Origin of the sequence: Rhizobium viscosum (assembly GCF_014873945.1) — a bacterium.
Classification (GTDB): domain Bacteria; phylum Pseudomonadota; class Alphaproteobacteria; order Rhizobiales; family Rhizobiaceae; genus Rhizobium; species Rhizobium viscosum.
In genome coordinates this window covers 2,016,587-2,033,879 of sequence record NZ_JADBEC010000002.1, presented here as the reverse complement: position 1 = coordinate 2,033,879, position 17,293 = coordinate 2,016,587, and the positions used below count along the sequence as shown (strand labels likewise).

General features: G+C 60.8%; 17 protein-coding genes. 15 read left to right on the top strand and 2 right to left on the bottom strand.

Annotated features, from left to right (window positions below; all coding sequences use genetic code 11):
• The first annotated feature begins 5 nt into the window (after positions 1 to 5).
• The 4 genes from H4W29_RS30320 (at position 6) to H4W29_RS30305 (ending at position 2,490) form a co-directional block, all read left to right on the top strand.
• Positions 6 to 224 (top strand): hypothetical protein, encoded by a 219-nt coding sequence (locus tag H4W29_RS30320; protein ID WP_007815536.1) that lies wholly within the window; start codon positions 6 to 8, stop codon positions 222 to 224.
• A 47-nt stretch (positions 225 to 271) separates the two neighbouring features.
• A complete protein-coding gene (locus H4W29_RS30315; protein WP_192732860.1) occupies positions 272 to 1,429 on the top strand; it encodes a YcaO-like family protein in 1,158 nt (385 codons plus the stop codon).
• Positions 1,426 to 2,145 carry a TfuA-like protein gene (locus tag H4W29_RS30310; RefSeq protein WP_192732452.1) on the top strand — a complete coding sequence of 240 codons (720 nt, stop codon included), beginning with the start codon at positions 1,426 to 1,428 and terminating at the stop codon, positions 2,143 to 2,145. The genes H4W29_RS30315 and H4W29_RS30310 overlap by 4 nt, the downstream gene beginning before the upstream one ends.
• Positions 2,146 to 2,238: 93 nt before the next feature.
• Positions 2,239 to 2,490, top strand: a complete 252-nt coding sequence (locus tag H4W29_RS30305; RefSeq protein WP_192732451.1) for a hypothetical protein — start codon at positions 2,239 to 2,241, stop codon at positions 2,488 to 2,490.
• A gap of 224 nt (positions 2,491 to 2,714) precedes the next feature.
• On the opposite strand, the gene H4W29_RS30300 is transcribed toward H4W29_RS30305, so the two are convergent.
• Entirely contained in the window at positions 2,715 to 3,794 is a 1,080-nt protein-coding gene (locus H4W29_RS30300; RefSeq protein WP_192732450.1) for a LacI family DNA-binding transcriptional regulator, read from the bottom strand.
• A gap of 234 nt (positions 3,795 to 4,028) precedes the next feature.
• Here H4W29_RS30300 and H4W29_RS30295 point away from each other — a divergent pair, with 234 nt between their 5' ends.
• The 6 genes from H4W29_RS30295 (at position 4,029) to H4W29_RS30270 (ending at position 10,952) form a co-directional block, all read left to right on the top strand.
• The gene (locus H4W29_RS30295) at positions 4,029 to 4,982 is read left to right on the top strand and encodes a sugar phosphate isomerase/epimerase family protein (protein ID WP_192732449.1); all 954 of its coding nucleotides are present in this window, start codon (positions 4,029 to 4,031) and stop codon (positions 4,980 to 4,982) included.
• A 55-nt stretch (positions 4,983 to 5,037) separates the two neighbouring features.
• Positions 5,038 to 6,267, top strand: a complete 1,230-nt coding sequence (locus H4W29_RS30290; protein WP_192732448.1) for an ABC transporter substrate-binding protein — start codon at positions 5,038 to 5,040, stop codon at positions 6,265 to 6,267.
• A 74-nt stretch (positions 6,268 to 6,341) separates the two neighbouring features.
• Positions 6,342 to 7,232, top strand: coding sequence for a carbohydrate ABC transporter permease (locus H4W29_RS30285; RefSeq protein ID WP_192732447.1), 891 nt, complete (start codon positions 6,342 to 6,344; stop codon positions 7,230 to 7,232).
• A complete protein-coding gene (locus H4W29_RS30280; protein WP_192732446.1) occupies positions 7,229 to 8,107 on the top strand; it encodes a carbohydrate ABC transporter permease in 879 nt (292 codons plus the stop codon). Before H4W29_RS30285 ends, H4W29_RS30280 begins: the two co-directional genes overlap by 4 nt.
• A gap of 6 nt (positions 8,108 to 8,113) precedes the next feature.
• Entirely contained in the window at positions 8,114 to 9,193 is a 1,080-nt protein-coding gene (locus H4W29_RS30275) for an ABC transporter ATP-binding protein (RefSeq protein ID WP_192732445.1), read from the top strand.
• 73 nt (positions 9,194 to 9,266) lie between these two features.
• Positions 9,267 to 10,952 carry a GMC oxidoreductase gene (locus H4W29_RS30270; RefSeq protein WP_192732444.1) on the top strand — a complete coding sequence of 562 codons (1,686 nt, stop codon included), beginning with the start codon at positions 9,267 to 9,269 and terminating at the stop codon, positions 10,950 to 10,952.
• An 18-nt stretch (positions 10,953 to 10,970) separates the two neighbouring features.
• Here the strand turns inward: H4W29_RS30270 and H4W29_RS30265 are convergent, their stop codons facing one another.
• On the bottom strand, positions 10,971 to 12,299 hold the full coding sequence (locus tag H4W29_RS30265; protein WP_192732443.1) for an aminotransferase-like domain-containing protein: 1,329 nt from the start codon (positions 12,297 to 12,299) through the stop codon (positions 10,971 to 10,973).
• A 100-nt stretch (positions 12,300 to 12,399) separates the two neighbouring features.
• Here H4W29_RS30265 and H4W29_RS30260 point away from each other — a divergent pair, with 100 nt between their 5' ends.
• The 5 genes from H4W29_RS30260 to H4W29_RS30240 all read left to right on the top strand — a co-directional run bounded on the left by H4W29_RS30260 (position 12,400) and on the right by H4W29_RS30240 (position 17,291).
• On the top strand, positions 12,400 to 13,371 hold the full coding sequence (locus H4W29_RS30260) for a substrate-binding domain-containing protein (protein WP_192732442.1): 972 nt from the start codon (positions 12,400 to 12,402) through the stop codon (positions 13,369 to 13,371).
• A 47-nt stretch (positions 13,372 to 13,418) separates the two neighbouring features.
• Entirely contained in the window at positions 13,419 to 14,309 is an 891-nt protein-coding gene (locus H4W29_RS30255) for an ABC transporter substrate-binding protein (protein ID WP_192732441.1), read from the top strand.
• Positions 14,306 to 15,247, top strand: coding sequence for an amino acid ABC transporter permease (locus H4W29_RS30250; protein WP_192732440.1), 942 nt, complete (start codon positions 14,306 to 14,308; stop codon positions 15,245 to 15,247). Before H4W29_RS30255 ends, H4W29_RS30250 begins: the two co-directional genes overlap by 4 nt.
• The gene (locus tag H4W29_RS30245; protein ID WP_192732439.1) at positions 15,244 to 16,023 is read left to right on the top strand and encodes an amino acid ABC transporter ATP-binding protein; all 780 of its coding nucleotides are present in this window, start codon (positions 15,244 to 15,246) and stop codon (positions 16,021 to 16,023) included. Before H4W29_RS30250 ends, H4W29_RS30245 begins: the two co-directional genes overlap by 4 nt.
• 86 nt (positions 16,024 to 16,109) lie before the next feature.
• A complete protein-coding gene (locus tag H4W29_RS30240; RefSeq protein WP_192732438.1) occupies positions 16,110 to 17,291 on the top strand; it encodes a M20 aminoacylase family protein in 1,182 nt (393 codons plus the stop codon).
• Positions 17,292 to 17,293: the final 2 nt, after the last annotated feature.

The following is a 17,293-nucleotide window of genomic DNA, read 5'->3' as shown; positions in this document are numbered from 1 at the left end:
ATACTATGGCGAAAGTTGTTGTATTGGGCGTAACGGGCGAAAAGGGACTTTGGCTCGTGGATATCGCCGCAGGCACCGTAACACCGGTGCAGGTGCCTGCCAGCGGCGATCTGGCGGCAGCCGTCAAGCAGCGCGATGCCGGCGGCGTATTCATCAAGAATGTCGATTTCGCAATTGCCGTCTCCTCGGCTGATACAGTCTTCTCCGGCCACGTGGACGGCTAAGGCGCGCGACGCTGACCGGTCATTCCGACCTCTACTCCGACCGAACAATTGCGCCGCGGGACACATTGTCCCGTGTTGCTCCCTATTTGGAGGCGATGGGCATCACACGCCTGTCACGACAGACCGATCTCGATTGTGTCGGTCTTCCGGTCTGGTGCGCCTACGCGCCAAACTCCCGCTCCATTGTCATCGCCCAAGGCAAAGGACTTGAAGATATCGACGCCAAGGTGTCGGCGGCGATGGAAGCGCTGGAGCGCGCGGTGGCGGGTGAGCCGATCACCACCACCACGGTTTCGTCGGCACGAGATCTGCGGCGCCTCGGCGATTGCGCCGAACCGCTCGATTGCTTGATCGCCGCCGGAGAACAGATCGTGGGCGAAGACGAGGAGTTGATCTGGAGCCTGGCAACCGAGTTGCTTTACGACCAGCCGATCCATGTTCCGCAGGATGCAGCCCTCCTCGACCGAACGCGGCAGAACCGGTTCTGGATGTCGTCGGATGGGCTTGCCTCCGGCAACACGCTGGAAGAGGCAATATTTCACGGCATCCTGGAGCGCATCGAGCGCGATGCCCATGTCCTGTGGCAGATCGGCAGCGATGACCAGCGCCACGCATGCTGCGCCGATCCGAGAAGTTTTGCCGACGCCGCTCTCTCAGGCCTGATCGACAGGATCGAGGCCGCCGGGCTCATCTTGAAACTCTTCGATATCACGAGCGATATCGGTATCCCCTGCTATACAGCGCTCGTCGCCCCATCAGCGGTCAACGGCAAAGTGCCGCTCCGATTTGTCGAGGTCACCGGCGGCAGCGGCGCTCATCCCTGGGCCGTGAGGGCGGCAATCCGCGCCGTAACGGAAGCGCTTCAGTCGAGACTGACCTATATCAGCGGCGCCCGCGACGATGTCTGGCCCGAATTGTTCGCGACGCCGCTTCCAGCACAAACCCGCAGTGCCTTTCTTGCCGTTCCCGCTTCTGTATCTGCGGCCGCCGTCAGAAGACCGGCCAGGAACATATCCGTGTTATTGCACGAACTACTGACGAGACTTCGCGCCAGCGGGATCGGCTCGGTGATTGCCCTCCCCCTGACGCCTGCGAACCTGCCGTTTTCGGTGGTGAAGATATTCATACCCGATCTTGAGAACCCCGAGGGTAACAGGCTCCGTCGTTTCGGCCAACGTGCCCTTGCAAGGGCCATGCGCGCGTGAAGATCGTCTTCATCGGACCGAGCTTGCCTGAGGCAGCAAGCCACGCCGCGACGGATATCGTTCTCCAACCGCCCGCTGTTCAGGGAGACGTGTTAAGGGCGGTGGAAGCTGGCGCCAACATCATAGGCCTGGTCGACGGCGGCTTTGAGAATACCGCCCCTGTCTGGCATAAGGAAATTCTCTTCGCCCTTTCCCTCAATGTCACGGTCCTCGGCGCGGCCAGTATGGGAGCCCTGCGCGCTGCCGAATGCCAAGCGTTTGGCATGATCGGCGTTGGCCGGATTTTCAACGACTATGTCAGCGGAACCGTCGTCGATGACGCAGATGTCGCGCTTCTGCATGAACCGATGGAACTGGGCGGCAGACCGCTGACCGTGCCGATGGTCAATGTAAGAAGCACCCTGGACGAGATGGAAAGGCTGCAGCTCTTCGATAGAGCCTTTCGCTTGGTTCTCGAACAAACCGCCGCAAACCTCTTCTTCAAGAAGAGAAGCTGGGCTATCATCGTTCGCGCATGTGCGGCAATACCGGCATCGCAAAAGCAGCATTGGCTGACCATGCTGAAGACCCACGCAATCGATCAAAAGCGGATCGATGCCCTGGCTCTCCTCGAAGCTGTTCGTGACGCGGATGATCAGCGCGTGCCAATAAATCGCCATTGGGAATTTAGGAAAACCACGCTTTGGTCGGAACAACTAGCCCGCTCAAAAGCTTGAATCCCATTGCACTCATAAAGTGTTTCACGCGTTTTTCACGCACTTTAGTATCGAACTGTCCCTATGCTCCTCCACACAATCTGGAGAATTGATATGTCGGTCATAGGGTCGGGAAAGCTTCAGCACGCAGCGGCGGCAGCCATGGATGATCTTGACGAGCTCATGGCTTTGGCTCGGATGATCACCTATGCAAAGGCGTTGGCGGAAGATTTGAAGATCGAACTGGGCGCTCAGTCTCTCGACATGGCATTGACGGCAGTTACGCGGGAGCTGCGTAGGGCGACGGATGCCGATCTTCCCGGTCTGGAGCCGCTGCCCGCGAACATGAATATCGAGCTGCACTGATCGGCCCTGCGGCCAATGCCTCAGCCGTGTTTTACCAGAGATCGTTGAACACTCTCTCATCCAAGATTGGTGGGCGCGGCAGCAATGCTCGCCGGAACGGACTGGGACCCGGCAGGTGATTTGGAGCCTGCCGATGCGGTCTGCCGAAAGCTGCATCCCAACAATTCCGAGAGGGGATCCGATCGCAGTCGGCGCTCAGGACGCGGCTTCGCGTCAAAATAAAGTCAGGTCGCCAATTTTGAGTTCACCGCGATACTGTCGCGGCGAATGAACCGGCTCGGAATGACGACGCGCAGTTCTCGCCTCTCGTCCGACTTTTCCATCCTGGCAATCAGGAATTCTGTCGCGGTCTCCCCGAGAGCCTCCATGGGTTGCTCGATCGTCGAGAGCGGAGGCGCGCAATATTCGCAGACCGGAGATCCGTCGAACGAGACGATCGACAGGTCTTCGGGCACACGCCATCCCATCTTCTGAACCTTGCTCATGAAGGAGATTGCCATATCGTCGCTCGTCGCCACGACAGCGGTCGGCTTTTCGTCGAGCTTTGCAAAGTCCTCGGCAGCCTGCAGACCCGTTTCAAAGCCGAACTGGAAGGTGAATTGGCCACCGGAGCGCGTTACATGCCGTTCGGAGAGTCCCGCCTCCTGCAAGGCTTCGAGAAGACCGGCATAGCGTTCGATGTCGTGATAGTTTCCCGTCGGACCGGCGATATAGAAGAAGCGGCGGTGCCCGAGCGCCAGGAGTTCCCGACCAGCCTCTTTCACAGCCTGTCTGTCGTTGGTGATGATGCTCGGAACAGAGGTGTCGCTCATGTCGAGCAGAAGCGAAACGATCGGCAGTCCCGCCTCGGCAAGCGATCTGTTGGCGACCACCGGCAACTGCGATGACAGGATCAGCGCGCCCCTTACCGTCCCTCCGAAGGCAAGATCAAGGATATGCCGCTCGGAACTTTCGTCGCGGTCGAGGTTGGCGATCATCAGATTGTAGCCGTTGCGGATAACCGTGCGGTTCACCGCCTCCAGAACCTGAGGAATGATCTGGGACGCGCCGTAGTGGAGCGAGCCCGGCAGAATGATCATGATCACGTTCGACTTGCCGACGCGCAGGTTGCGGGCAGCCGCATTGGGCGTATAGCCGAGTTGTTCGGCTGCGGCTGCAATCCTTGCTCTGGTCTTTTCGTTGACCCGCCCCGGATTGGCCAGGGCGCGGCTGACCGTGGACGTTGCGACACCAGCCAGACGTGCGACATCGGCCATGAGGGCGGATGATCCCTCTGTGGATAGGCTATCCTCGGTTTTCTTCATCGTTCCATCCACTTAGCCCGGTGCAACCAAACCCTCGTCGGCTCACGAATCCCGTTATAGCAAACGATTGCCAAAAACTCGAAGAAAAGCGTTGCATATTTTATCGGCTTGACTAATATCCAGGCATGGCAATCGATTGCCAATTGCCAGAACATTGAATTCACTGGATAAAATTCGACGCGAGAGACGCTCTTCGCGACGGATTGGCTATGCCTGGATGGAGGGGACTGAATAATGCCCGCGAGCGACAATCTGCGTTTTGGTGTGGACCTGGTCACCTTCTTCCATCCGGGCTTCTGGGGCGTCGACAGCTATGACGCGATCGTTGACCATGCGAAGTCTCATCCACGGCAGTTCTGGGACAAGATCCTCGACAGCATCCAGGCCTCGGGCGTGACCGGCGTCGAGCTGACCTTCTCGCCGTTCAACTGGCAGGATGCGATCAAGACCTATGGCTCTGTGGAAGCCTTCGGCGCCGAACTTTCTGCCCGAGGACTCCAGCTCGCGTCCGGCTTCTTCGCCGAGCTCGAAGCATCCGGTGATTTCACGGAGGCCGCGGCGCAAGCCGCTATCATCGCCAAGGCCGAACAATATGCCGATTTCATCAAGGCGTGCAGCGGCGACGTCATGGTCATTGGCGCACCGATGCGTCAGACGCCGGGTGAAGAGCCTGTTCGTTTCCGCGATTTCGGACAGGCCAGGGTGATTGCCGATTTCTTGAACCGGCTCGGAGCCATCCTTTACAAGAAGGGCGTCAAGCTCGCCGTACATACGGAAGCCCATTCGATCTTTGCGGCTGCCCGCGACGTCGATCTGCTGATGCTGCTGACGGATCCGGCTTATGTACACATGTGCCCTGACACGGCGCATATCATTCTTGAAGGTTCCGACCCGATCCAGCTCGTCGATCGCCATCACGAGCGCATGATCATCGCCCACTGGAAGGATGCGATCGGCAAAATGCCGGCCGACACGCCTGTTGGTGCCGACATCCACGAGCGCCACCGTCCCTATTTCTGCGGCTTCGGCCTTGGCCGCGTCGACTGGCCGGCCTGGATCCGCCTGCTTCGCGATCGCCAGTTCAACGGCTGGGCAATTCTCGAACTCGACGCCGCCGTCGATCCCATTGGCGACATTGCCAATGGCCTGACCCTCGTGCGGCAGGCGCTGCTGCCGATCTATCGCTAACCGTAGCTTGCAACCAAACGGCCCCGCAAAGAGGGCCTATTCAAGAGGTGGAACAATGAAGAAAATGACGCTCCTGCTCGCCGGTACCATGCTGCTTGGCGCTGCCGGTCTTGCGAATGCAGACGACAAACTCAAGGCCGAAGTCTTTACCTCCTGGACATCAGGTGGCGAGGGCCGCGCCGTCGAGGCCATCAAGAAGGAATTCGAAAAGCGCGGCGGTGTATGGGAAAGCTCCACGATTGCCGGCTTCGAAAATGCCAATGCCGCCTTCCAAAACCGCCTCGTCGCCGGCGATCCCCCGACGGCAAAGCAGGTCGTCGTCGGCAAGGACCCGGCCGAATTCATCGAGCAGGGCCTGATGAACCCGATGGATGACGTGGCGGCAGCCGGCAACTGGAAGGATGCGCTTCCGAAGGCGCTCTATGATTACATCACCTATGACAGCAAAGTTTATCTGACGCCGACCGGTATCCACGGCGAAAGCTGGATGTTCTATTCCAAGGACGCCTTCAGCAAGGCCGGGATCACCGAAGAGCCCAAGGACTGGAACGCCTTCTTCGCCGACATGGACAAGCTGAAGGCCGCAGGCCTGACGCCGATCGCCTGGGGCGGCCAAGGCTGGCAGGAGGTGAAGGTCTTCAACATGGTGCTCCTGTCCCAGGTAGGCATGGACGGCTTCATGAAGATCTATGCCGAAAAGGATCAGGCAGCCCTGACCTCCGACGGCGTCAAGAAGGCTCTCGAAATCTTCGGCAAAATGCGGGCTTACGTCGATGAAGGCTCTGCCGGCCGCAACTGGAACGACGCGACCGCCATGGTCATCACCGGCAAGGCCGGGGTGCAGTTCATGGGTGACTGGGCCAAGGGGGAGTTCACGGCAGCCGGCAAAGTCGCCGACAAGGATTTCGGCTGCGCCATCTCTCCCGCTTCCCCGGGCCTGATCTATATCTCCGACGCTTTCGCCTATCTGAAGACGAACGACGCCAACCAGGATGCCGCGCAGAAGCTGCTGGCAGAGGTCGTCATGGACCCCACAATTCAGGTCGAATTCTCGCTGAACAAGGGCTCGATCCCGGCCCGCATCGATGTCGACAAGTCCAAGTTCGACGCCTGCACCCAGAAGGGCATGGCCTTCATGGCCGACGGCAAGATCGTTCCCGAACACGCCATCACCACGACGCCGGAGCAGGTGGGCGCTCTGACAGACTTCATTGGCGAATTCTGGGCCAATCCCTCCGCCGATATCGATGCATCGGCCGCGCAGTTCGCCGCGATCTTCGAGTAAGATCGGACAAGCCTGTCGCCTGCCCCGCAACACCGGTGCAGGCGACTTTCGAAGCCCCTTGCAAAGACGCTCTGATGAAACGGAAGCATAACCGCTCGAAGGCGGCGCTCATCGCTCTCATCCCGACCTGGGCTGCGGTGGTCGTCGTCTATCTCGGCACCATGGTCTGGTCGGTGACCCTCTCCTTCACCAATTCGCGGCTGTTCCCGTCGTGGAATTTCGTTGGGTTCGAGCAATATTCCAAGCTGTTTCAGACCGCCAAATGGCTGGTCTCCTTCCAGAACCTGATCATCTTCGGCGTGCTTTACGTCTTTGGCTGCCTGTTTGTCGGCTTTCTCCTTGCCGCCGCTCTCGATCGCAAGGTGCGCTTCGAAAGCGCCTTCCGGACGATCTTCCTCTATCCCTATGCGATGTCCTTCGTCGTCACCGGCCTGATCTGGCAATGGATGATGAACCCGACGCTTGGCATTCAGGCAAGCGTGCGTGCGCTTGGCTGGCAGGGTTTCACCTTCGACTGGATCATCAACCGGGATCTTGCGATCTATGCGGTGGTAATCGCCGCCCTCTGGCAGGGCGCGGGCCTCGTCATGATCCTGGTACTGGCCGGCATGCGCGGCATCGATGGCGAGCAGTGGCGCGCGGCCCGCATCGACGGCATTCCTGTCTGGCGAACCTATGTTTCGATCATCTTGCCGCAACTGACGCCGGCCTTTGCCGCCGCCGGCATGTTGCTCTCCATGGGCGTGATCAAGACCTACGATATCGTCGTGGCGCTCACCAATGGCGGGCCGGGATCGGCGACCGAGGTGCCCGCGAAATTCATCATGGACAATCTGTTCCAGCGCCAAAATCTCGGCCTTGCGACGGCCGCGGCGACGGTCCTGCTTCTGACCGTGCTGATCATCGTCACTCCCTTCCGCTATGCCCAACATATCCGCGCCCGGCGCCAGGCAGGAACGCTATGACCCATCCCCGCGGCCCCAGGCCGACGCAGATCACCGTGGCGCGCATCGGCCTCTATGCCTTCCTCATCTCTGCCGCGCTGTTCTTCGCCGTGCCGCTTTACGTAATGATCGTCACGTCGCTGAAGACCATGGACGAAATCCGGCTGGGGCAGATCTTCGCGCTGCCGCTGCACCTGGATTTCACCGCCTGGAAGACGGCCTGGGCCGGCGCCTGTGCCGGCAGCGAATGCACCGGCGTGCGCATGGGCTTCCTGAATTCGGTGAAGATCACCGTACCGGCCGTTGTCATCTCCGTCCTGATCGGCGCGATCAACGGTTATGCACTCTCCTTCTGGCGCCCGAAGGCCGGACGGCTGATGTTCGGGCTGTTGATGGCCGGGGCACTCGTGCCCTACCAGATCTTTCTCTATCCGCTGGTACGCGCCATGGCGGTGATGGGCTTCTACAACAGCCTCGGCGGCATCATTCTCGTACATGTGCTGTTCGGTCTGCCGCTGGTGACGCTGCTCTTCCGCAACTACTTCGTCACCATCCCGGAAGAACTCTTCAAGGCAGCGCGCGTCGATGGCGCCGGCTTCTGGCGGATTTTCTTCGAGATCATGCTGCCGATGGCGCTTCCGATGATCGTCGTCGCCTCGATGTTCCAGTTCACGGGCATCTGGAACGACTTCCTGCTCGGCGTCGTCTTTGCCGGACGCGACAATCTGCCGATGACCGTACAGCTCAACAACATTGTCAACACGACGATGGGCGAGCGCAACTACAACGTCAACATGGCGGCCACCATCCTCACCGCCATCATTCCGCTCGCGATCTATTTCCTGTCCGGACGCTGGTTCGTCCGCGGGATCGCGGCCGGCGCCGTCAAGGGGTAAGGCTGAATGAACTCTGCTGTTTCCATCAAGGACCTGAAGATCAGCTACGGCGACCATACGGTGATCGAGCAGATGTCGCTCGATATCGCGCCGAAGGAATTTCTGGTCCTGCTTGGCCCGTCCGGCTGCGGTAAGTCGACCTTGCTGAACGCGATCGCCGGCCTTGCCGACATCACCGACGGGGAAATCTGGATCTCGGGGGAAAACGTTACCTGGGAAGAGCCGAAGGACCGTGGCATCGGCATGGTGTTTCAGTCCTATGCGCTCTATCCACGCATGACGGTGCGCAAGAACCTTTCCTTCGGCCTTAGGGTCGCGGGCCTGCCGAAGCCGGAGATCGACAGCCGAGTCGAGCGGGCGGCATCGCTTCTCCATCTTGAAAAGCTGCTCGACCGCCGTCCGGCCGAGCTTTCCGGCGGCCAGCGTCAGCGTGTCGCGATCGGCCGCGCGCTGGTGCGCGAAGTTGACGTCTTCCTGTTCGACGAGCCGCTGTCGAATCTCGACGCCAAACTGCGCAATGAGCTGCGCGTCGAGATCAAGAAGCTGCACCAGCAGCTCGGCAACACAATGATCTACGTCACCCACGACCAGGTGGAGGCGCTGACCCTTGCCGACCGCATTGCCATCATGAAGGAGGGCGTGATCCAGCAGTTGGGCACGCCTGCAGAGATCTATCATCGGCCGGCCAACCTCTTCGTCGCCGGCTTCATCGGCGCCCCCTCGATGAATTTCATCCAGGGCAGCATCGAACGGGACGGCGACAAGGTGCTGTTTAAGGCGGGCGATCTTGTCCTCGATATGACTGGCTACGGCTTCGCTTCTGCGCCGAAACCAGGGCCTGCAACGCTTGGCATGCGTCCGGAGCATCTCGGCATTCGCCCGGATGCCGGGGACGCCGCGCTTCCGGCAACCGTCTCAGTCCTGGAGCCGATGGGCTCCGATACGATCGTATGGCTCACCTGGAAAGACACGACCTTGTCGCTGCGCGTGATGGGCGATCTCACGCTCCAGCCGGGCGATGTCATCGGCATCGGTCTCTATCTCTCCAGGGCATCCCTTTTTGCAGAGGACGGCAATCGCCTCTGAGCCGTGCTCTGCCGGCAGCGGAGAGATCACCCCGCCCGTCCCAATCCATTGATAAAGCCAGGTTTTGAACGACATGTCTGAGAAAGTGTATGATGCGCTAGTGATAGGCTCCGGCGCGGCCGGCTCCTTTGCTGCCATGGAATTGACTGCCAATGGTCTGTCCGTCCTGCTTCTCGAAGCTGGGCCTGAGATCGGCAAGAAAGACTTCGATCCCACCCGCAAGAAACCGCCGGCAAGCGCCATCAACATCTGGGAGCGGGCGCGGGCAACCATCAAGGGTCAGCCGGTTCAGGCGCGCGCCGCTTTCTTCACCGAGCGCTTCAGCCGCTTCTTCGTGAACGACCGGAAGAACCCCTACACCACGCCGCGCGGCGAACCCTTCCTGTGGATCCGCGGCCGGCAGTCGGGCGGACGCCTGCACAGCTTCGGCCGCGTGCTGCTGCGCTGGAGCGACGATGATTTCAAGATTGAGAGCCGCAGCGGTCGCGGCGTCGACTGGCCCGTTTCCTATGACGAACTCGCACCCTTCTATGCCGAGGCAGAAAGCCATCTTGGCCTCTATGGCAATCAGGACCATGTCTCAACCTTGCCGGACGGCGTCTATTCCCGCCCTGCCGGGCTGACGCCGGCCGAAGAGCTCTTCAAGAAGACCGTCGAAAGCCAGGCGCCCGAACGGCATGTCGTCTCCTGGCGCTATATCGCGCCGGACGCCGAACGCGTGCCGCGCCCGCTGCGCGAGGCGCTCGCAAGCGGTAATCTGACGATCCGTCACGATGCGATCGTGCGCCGCATTTCGACGGATGCGAGGACGGGCCGGGCAACGGGCGCAGAATATATCGATCGCAATTCCGGCGCCGTTCACTCTGTGCGTGCCGAAAACGTCGTCCTCTGCGCCTCGCCGATCGAAAGCGTTCGACTGCTTCTGAATTCGGCATCTTCAAAGCACCCGAACGGGCTTGGCAACAGTTCGGGCACGCTCGGCCGCTACTTCATGGACCAGTTGCCTTGCCTGGCCTTCGGCATCTTCCCGCCCGCCCGTGGCTGGTCGCATGACGAATCGGCGCCGCAGGACCCATTCTACAATCCGTCAGGCGGGATCTTCGTGCCGCGCTTTGACAATGTAGAAGGAAGGACGTCGCGCGGCGACTTCGCCTATCAGGGCAGTGTCGGCCGCGCGCCGGTGGGCGACAACGAGCCGTCGAGCCTTGCCTTCTTCGGCTTCGGCCTGATGCTGCCGCACGCCGACAATCGCATTACCCTTGATGCCAGCCGCAAGGATGCCTGGGGCATTCCGGTGCCGCACATCCGCTGCGTCATGCACGAGCCCGAACTGGCGCTGATCCGCCGGCAGGAAAAGACCCTGATCGACATGGTGAAAGGTGCCGGCGGCGAACTCGACTTTATCGGATCACCCCTTGGCCTGAGGGAAATGGGCCGTGGGGCCTTCCCGGATGCCGATCCCCTCAGCCGTTTCCTGTTCCGCAAATGGTTCCGAAAGACCATGTGCATGGGTGCCGCAATTCATGAAAGCGGCGGCGCGCGCATGGGCACCTCGCCGGAAAATTCCGTCCTCAACGGCTGGAACCAGAGCTGGGACGTGCCCAATCTTCTCGTGACCGACGCCAGCGCCTTTCCCGGTGGCGGCACTGCGGGTACGACCCTGACCGTCATGGCCCTGACCCTGCGCGCCTGCCGGAAGCTCGCGGCGCAGTACCGCGCATCTGCTGGCGTTTCCAGAGACAGTGAAGTGTTGGGCTAGCCGGAGCGGCACCGAAGACTAGGCCGGGCTGGCAGCGAGGGCGATCGAGTCAGCCACGTCGTCCACCCGATCGGATAGGATGGCCGTCGCCACGCGAAGATGTGCGCTCGGAAGGATGGAAAATTTTGCACCGGGATGAACCGCAATACCTCGCGCCGCCAGCGTGACCATCGCGAAGGGTTCGGATGTGACCGGCACCCAGGCACAGAGGCCGCTGCCATGCTGCGCTTCGATCCCACGTCCCCTCAGCGCGTCAACCAGATCGGCCCGACGCCGGAAATAGATGTCGCGAGAGCCTCGCAACGAGGCTTCCGTCGCAGGATCCCGCAGGAGCCATGCAGTGGCCGCCTGAAGGATGCGGCTTGTCCAGCCGGCGCTGAAGCTGCGGTAGGACTGTATCTGTTCGACGATCGCCCGCGAGCTTGAAAGCACGGCAAGCCTCAGATCCGGACCATGTGTCTTTGAATAGGAGAGAATGTGGATTGTCCGATCGGCAAACCGGCCGCCGAGCGAATGACGCGGAGCCGTGGAAATGTCGGCGATGCCGTCATCCTCGACGATCAAGGTATCGGTGCCGTCGAGAATGTCTCCAAGTCTTTGCAACCGTTCGCTGCTGACGTTCTGACCGGTCACCGAGTGAAGCCGTGGCTGAAAGATGAAGGCGACGGGCCGCAGCTTCATTGCGGCTTCGAGCGATGAAGGCAGCGGCCCTTCCCGATCGCACTGGACCGGAATTATCTGCACGCCGCGGTCCTCCAGAATATCGAGAAGCCGCATGGCGGTAGGATCTTCGATCGCAACGGACGCGCCGGGCATGACGAGCGCCTGGATGAGTGTGTAGACCGCGTTATAGCCCCCGTTCGTCGCCAGGAATGCCTCCGGTTCATATGGCCAGGTCTTTCGCACAGCCTCTTCGAGTTCCGGAAGAATGCGGCTTCGCTCGTAACTGTTGAGATTTTCGGCCAATGCTCCGTAGGCCATGGCTTCGGTAAGCTTCGGCAAAAGCCGGACATCCGGCACGGCCGATGTCAGGTCGAGGACGTCGGCTCCATAACGGCCGGAACTGCCGAGCCGTTCGGGTTTCGCCACGAAACGGTCGCCGCTCACCCAGGTGCCGTTCCGTCCCCTGCCGGTAATGATTTTCTGGCGTCTCAGCTCGCTCCACGCCTCGGAGATCGTCGCCGGACTGATCCCGAGCGCAAAGGCAAGATCGCGGATCGGCGGCAGCTTCGTTCCAACGGGAAGTGCACCGGCCCGGATCAAGGCACTGGTTTCAATCGCAATTCCTCGAATTGTCCGATCGGTCAATTTTTGGGCAAACCACGCCGCATCGACAATATCGCTCATTTACTCGCCATTTTTAATGTTCAATAACGTAATAACATTTGATCAGATAAATTTGAACATTTAATTGTTCCGAAAACAAGGTCTTTGCGAGTGAATGCCGATGCCCCTTAGCCTCCGACTTGCCCTGCGTGACTGGGACTACATGACGCCCCTGGTTCTCGGCGACGTCTCCTCTCCAAAGATTGACATCAAGGTCGACCGCGTCGGCACATTGCTCTCGCATCTCGGCAAGAGCGACCACTACGATGTCGCGGAAATGTCCTTCAGCCGCTATACGCAGCTGCGCATCGATGGCGACGAGAGCGTCGTCGGCATTCCGAACTTCATCATGCGCGGCTTCCGTCACCGCTGCATCATCACCCGCAAGGACGGACCCATCACCGAACTCGGCCAACTGGCCGGAAAACGTATCGGCGTCACCGGATGGCGCGACTCCGGAAACACCTGGACCAGAGCGGCGCTGCGCCGCGAGGGCGTCGGCGTCGAGGATGCCATGTGGTATGCGGGTCGCCTGACGGAAGCGCATCCGGTCGTCGATCGCCTCGACGGGTTCGGCCGGCCCGGCCGCATCGAAGCGGCTCCCGGCGAGCGTCCTATGGTCGAGCTGCTCAGGGAAGGCTTCCTTGACGCGATCTTCACGCCTTTTATGCCTGACGGCTATTTCGGCGGAGGATCGCCGTTCCGGCAGGTCCTTTCCGATTTCAGAGGTGCCGAACGTCGATATTTCGATGATGTGGGCTATGTTCCCGGCATGCACCTCATCGGCATTAAAGCGGGCATCGTCGCTCAGAACCCGTGGGTGATCGAAGAGCTCAGCAAGCTGATCGATGAATCACAGCGCATGTGGCTGAGCAAACGCCGCAAATATGCCGACACTTCGCCCTTCATGATGGACGAGCTGTTGAAGTCGGCGGCCGAGCTTCCGGTCGGCTGGGAGGCCAGCGGCTTTGCGGTCAACCGCAAGATGATCGCCGACTTCGCCAGCGAGCTTCACGTCCAGGGCATCCTGCCGCAGCTGATGACGCCGGAAGACCTCTTCTCCTTCGATGTAGACGGTAGCCGCATCGGGTGAGCACAACACGAAACGCATAAATTCGAACCAAACAGGGGAACTAAATAATGTCGATCAGGAAAATTGCATGCCTTGCTCTGACGAGCGTGGTGATCTCGGGAACCGCCTTCGCTGAAGATGCGGCCCTGCCCAAGCTTTCGGTCAACGACGCGCTTCATGCGCAGTTGCCTGAAGCGATCCGCACGTCCGGCAAGATGATCTCCGTCAACAATGGCTCGTTTCCTCCCTATGAAATCGTCACGGGCACCGAGATGACCGGCGCGAGCGCCGATCTGACCGATGCGCTCGGCCAGGTTCTCGGCGTCAAGATCGAGCATGAGACCGTCGGTGGCCTGCCGGCGCTTCTCGCCGGCGTCAATTCCGGCCGTTACCAGTTTGCCTTCGGTCCTGTCGGCGATTTCAAGAGCCGCGAAGAATCCAACGACTTCGTCGATTGGGTGCAGGAATTTGTGGTCTTCTCGGTGCAGAAGGGCAATCCGAAGGGCATCAGCTCGCTCGATACCGCCTGCGGCAACCGCATCGCCGTCATGGCCGGCGGCTCGGCCGAAAAGGTCATCCAGGTGCAGGCCGAAAAGTGCAAGACAGATGGCAAGGGCGCGATCGAGGTGCAGTCCTTCACCGACCAGCCGAGCTCGATACTTGCCGTCCGCTCCAAGCGTTCGGATGCTTTCTTCTCTTCCCAAGCGCCGCTCACCTATTTCGTGTCGCAGGCCAACGGCCAGCTGGAATTGACCGGCGTCGGACAGAAGAACGGCTTCGACAATCTCTATCAAGGTGCGGTCGTCGCGAAGGGCTCGCCGCTCGGCCCCGTCCTGCGCGATGCAGTCAAGGTGCTGATGGACAACGGCACCTATGCCGCGATCATGAAGAAGTGGGGTCTTGAGAACAACATGATCAAGGAGCCTGGCATCAACCTCGGTGGGACGCTTCCGAAATGAGCACACAGACGCAAACACTCGCATCGCCCTCCGGCGATGCGAGAAGCCGGGATGTGGCCCATGCCCACAAGCCCTTCCCCAAGGGCCGCGTCGCGGCCTGGGGCATCACGCTTGCGATCGTCGCCTACTGGGCCTGGTCGGTCGCGCATAACGAGAATTTCGGCTGGCCGGTCGTCGCTCAATATTTCTTCGACCCGACCGTCATCAGTGGCCTTTACGTCTCGCTCGGCCTGACGGTCGTCGCGATGATCATCGGCATCGCGCTCGGCCTCGTCTTGGCCGTCGCGAGGATGTCCAGCGATCGGCTGGCGAGCTCGCTCGCCTCGCTGTTCATCTGGTTCTTTCGCGGAACACCGCTCCTGGTACAGCTGATCTTCTGGTACAATCTTTCAACGCTGTTTCCGACTTTGTCCCTCGGCATTCCCTTCGGCCCGACCTTCATGAGCTGGGATACGAATTCGGTGATCAGCCCGATGACGGCCGCGATCGCCGGTCTCGCGCTCAATGAGTCCGCCTATATGGCGGAAGTCATCCGCGGCGGGCTGCTTTCGGTGGACAAGGGCCAATTCGAGACGGCGGAAGCCTTCGGCATGACGCGCATTCGCGCGCTTCGCCGTATCATCATTCCGCAGGCCATGCGCTCGATCGTTCCGCCGACGGGAAACCAGCTGATCAGCATGATCAAGGCAACCTCAATCGTCAGCGTCATAGCCATGGCTGATCTCCTCTATTCGGTGCAGTCCATCTACAACCGCACATTCGAGATCGTGCCGATGCTGCTCGTCGCCGTTCTCTGGTACCTGCTCATCACGTCGGTCCTGAATATCGGCCAGACCTATATCGAGCGCTATTACAGCCGCGGCGATCGCCGCACGGGCGCCGCCAAACCGGCAAAAGAAGAAGCCGTCATGGCACAGGCAACGGAGGCAGGTGCATGAACGAGATTGCCACTATCGAGCCTCTCGTCAAGGCGCGCAATGTCCACAAGTCCTTCGCAGATCTGGAAGTGCTGAAGGGTATCGATCTCGACGTCGCGCCGGGGGAGGTCGTCGTCGTCCTTGGCCCCTCCGGTTCCGGCAAGTCGACGTTCCTGCGCTGTATCAACCACCTCGAATCCATCAACCAGGGTTCGATCGAGGTGGACGGTGAACAGATCGGCTACCGCCTGCACAAGGATCGGCTGCTGCAGCTCTCGAACCATGCGATCGCCCTGCAGCGCCGCAAGATCGGCATGGTGTTCCAGCAGTTCAATCTCTACCCCCATATGACGGCGCTGCAGAACATCATCGAGGCGCCGGTGGGCATACACGGCGAAAGCCGCAAGGCCGCGACCGAAAATGCGTTGGGGCTCCTGGAGCGGGTCGGGCTTTCGGCCAAGGCCGACAGCTACCCGCGCCAGCTTTCCGGCGGCCAGCAGCAGCGCGTGGCGATTGCCCGCGCGCTGGCCATCAAGCCGAAGCTGATGCTCTTCGATGAGCCGACCTCAGCACTCGACCCCGAACTGGTCGGCGAAGTTCTCGCCACCATGCGAGATCTCGCAAACCAGGGCCTGACCATGATCGTCGTCACCCACGAGATCGGTTTCGCGAGGGAAGCGGCCGACCGCGTCGTCTTCATGGATGGCGGCAGGGTCGTGGAACAGGGCAAGCCGGAAGACGTGATCGGCAACCCGCAGCACCCCCGCACCCGAAGCTTCCTGTCGCGCTTCATCTAGCGCGGCGGCTCCCCATGCCCATGCCGTGCGGGCTGGCTTTAGCGTGAGCCGGCCGGCGATATCGCGCCCATCAAACTGGAACTGCCATGTCCCTCGACAATGATTTTGCCCGCCTCTCCGATTTCGAACCGATGGAAGTGGAACTGACGGCTATCCGCCGGCATCTCCACGCCCATCCTGAACTCTCCTTCGAGGAGGCTGAGACTGCCCGTTTCGTTGCCGAAAAGCTTGAATCCTGGGGTTATGAGGTGACCCGCAACGTCGGCGGTCACGGCGTGGTGGCGCGCATGACGGTTGGCGCCGGAAAGAAGAGCATCGCCATCCGCGCCGATATGGACGCCCTGCCGATCACCGAGGAGACCGGTCGCCCCTATGCCAGCACGGTGGCTGGCAAGATGCATGCCTGCGGACATGACGGCCATACCACGATCCTCTTGGGCGCCGCCGAATACCTGGCGCGCACACGCCGCTTCAACGGTACCGTCAATCTCATTTTCCAGCCGGCCGAGGAGGCAGGCGCGGTGAGTGGCGCGCCGGCAATGATCGCCGACGGGCTGTTCGAACGCTTTCCCTTCGATGTTATCTTCGGCCTGCACAATCATCCGGGCGCACCCGAGGGCACCTGGCTGATGCGGTCGGGTCCGCTGATGGCGGCTGCCGACAGCGCCGAGATCGTCATCAAGGGCAAGGGCGGCCACGCCTCGCGTCCGCATCTGACCGTCGATCCGGTGGTCGTTGCCTGCAACCTCGTCGTCAGCTTGCAATCAGTCGTCTCCCGTAACATCGATCCAACACAGACCGCCGTCGTCACGGTCGGGGCGATCCATGCCGGCGAGGCCGCAAACGTCATCCCCGAAAGTGCAAAACTGCTGCTCAGCATCCGCTCCTTCGATCCGAAGGTGCGCGACACCTTGGAGGCCAGGATCCGCAGGCTCGCCGAAACGATTGCAGACGGTTACGGCGCAACCGCGAAAATCGAATACACGCGCGGACATCCCGTGGTCGTCAATTCGGAGGCGGAAACCGAGTTCGCCCGCACGGTTGCAGAAGAGCTTGTCGGTGCCGACAAGGTAGCCCTCTGCAACCTCATCCCCGGCAGCGAGGACTTCTCGCATTTCCTCGAGCACAAGCCCGGCAGCTTCCTGCGGCTCGGCAACGGTGTGGAATCCGCGATCCTGCACAGTGCCAAATACGACTTTGCCGACAAATCCCTGACGATGGGCGCTGCGATGTGGGCGCGCTTGACCGAACGCTATCTCGACGGCTGAGA

Coding starts and splice junctions, on each gene's coding strand:
- H4W29_RS30275 (WP_192732445.1), top strand. CDS start 8,114: ATGAACTCTGCTGTTTCCATCAAGGACCTGAAGATCAGCTACGGCGAC.
- H4W29_RS30290 (WP_192732448.1), top strand. CDS start 5,038: ATGAAGAAAATGACGCTCCTGCTCGCCGGTACCATGCTGCTTGGCGCT.
- H4W29_RS30305 (WP_192732451.1), top strand. CDS start 2,239: ATGTCGGTCATAGGGTCGGGAAAGCTTCAGCACGCAGCGGCGGCAGCC.
- H4W29_RS30260 (WP_192732442.1), top strand. CDS start 12,400: ATGCCCCTTAGCCTCCGACTTGCCCTGCGTGACTGGGACTACATGACG.
- H4W29_RS30300 (WP_192732450.1), bottom strand. CDS start 3,794: ATGAAGAAAACCGAGGATAGCCTATCCACAGAGGGATCATCCGCCCTC.
- H4W29_RS30270 (WP_192732444.1), top strand. CDS start 9,267: ATGTCTGAGAAAGTGTATGATGCGCTAGTGATAGGCTCCGGCGCGGCC.
- H4W29_RS30285 (WP_192732447.1), top strand. CDS start 6,342: ATGAAACGGAAGCATAACCGCTCGAAGGCGGCGCTCATCGCTCTCATC.
- H4W29_RS30240 (WP_192732438.1), top strand. CDS start 16,110: ATGTCCCTCGACAATGATTTTGCCCGCCTCTCCGATTTCGAACCGATG.
- H4W29_RS30265 (WP_192732443.1), bottom strand. CDS start 12,299: ATGAGCGATATTGTCGATGCGGCGTGGTTTGCCCAAAAATTGACCGAT.
- H4W29_RS30320 (WP_007815536.1), top strand. CDS start 6: ATGGCGAAAGTTGTTGTATTGGGCGTAACGGGCGAAAAGGGACTTTGG.
- H4W29_RS30255 (WP_192732441.1), top strand. CDS start 13,419: ATGTCGATCAGGAAAATTGCATGCCTTGCTCTGACGAGCGTGGTGATC.
- H4W29_RS30245 (WP_192732439.1), top strand. CDS start 15,244: ATGAACGAGATTGCCACTATCGAGCCTCTCGTCAAGGCGCGCAATGTC.
- H4W29_RS30250 (WP_192732440.1), top strand. CDS start 14,306: ATGAGCACACAGACGCAAACACTCGCATCGCCCTCCGGCGATGCGAGA.
- H4W29_RS30295 (WP_192732449.1), top strand. CDS start 4,029: ATGCCCGCGAGCGACAATCTGCGTTTTGGTGTGGACCTGGTCACCTTC.
- H4W29_RS30280 (WP_192732446.1), top strand. CDS start 7,229: ATGACCCATCCCCGCGGCCCCAGGCCGACGCAGATCACCGTGGCGCGC.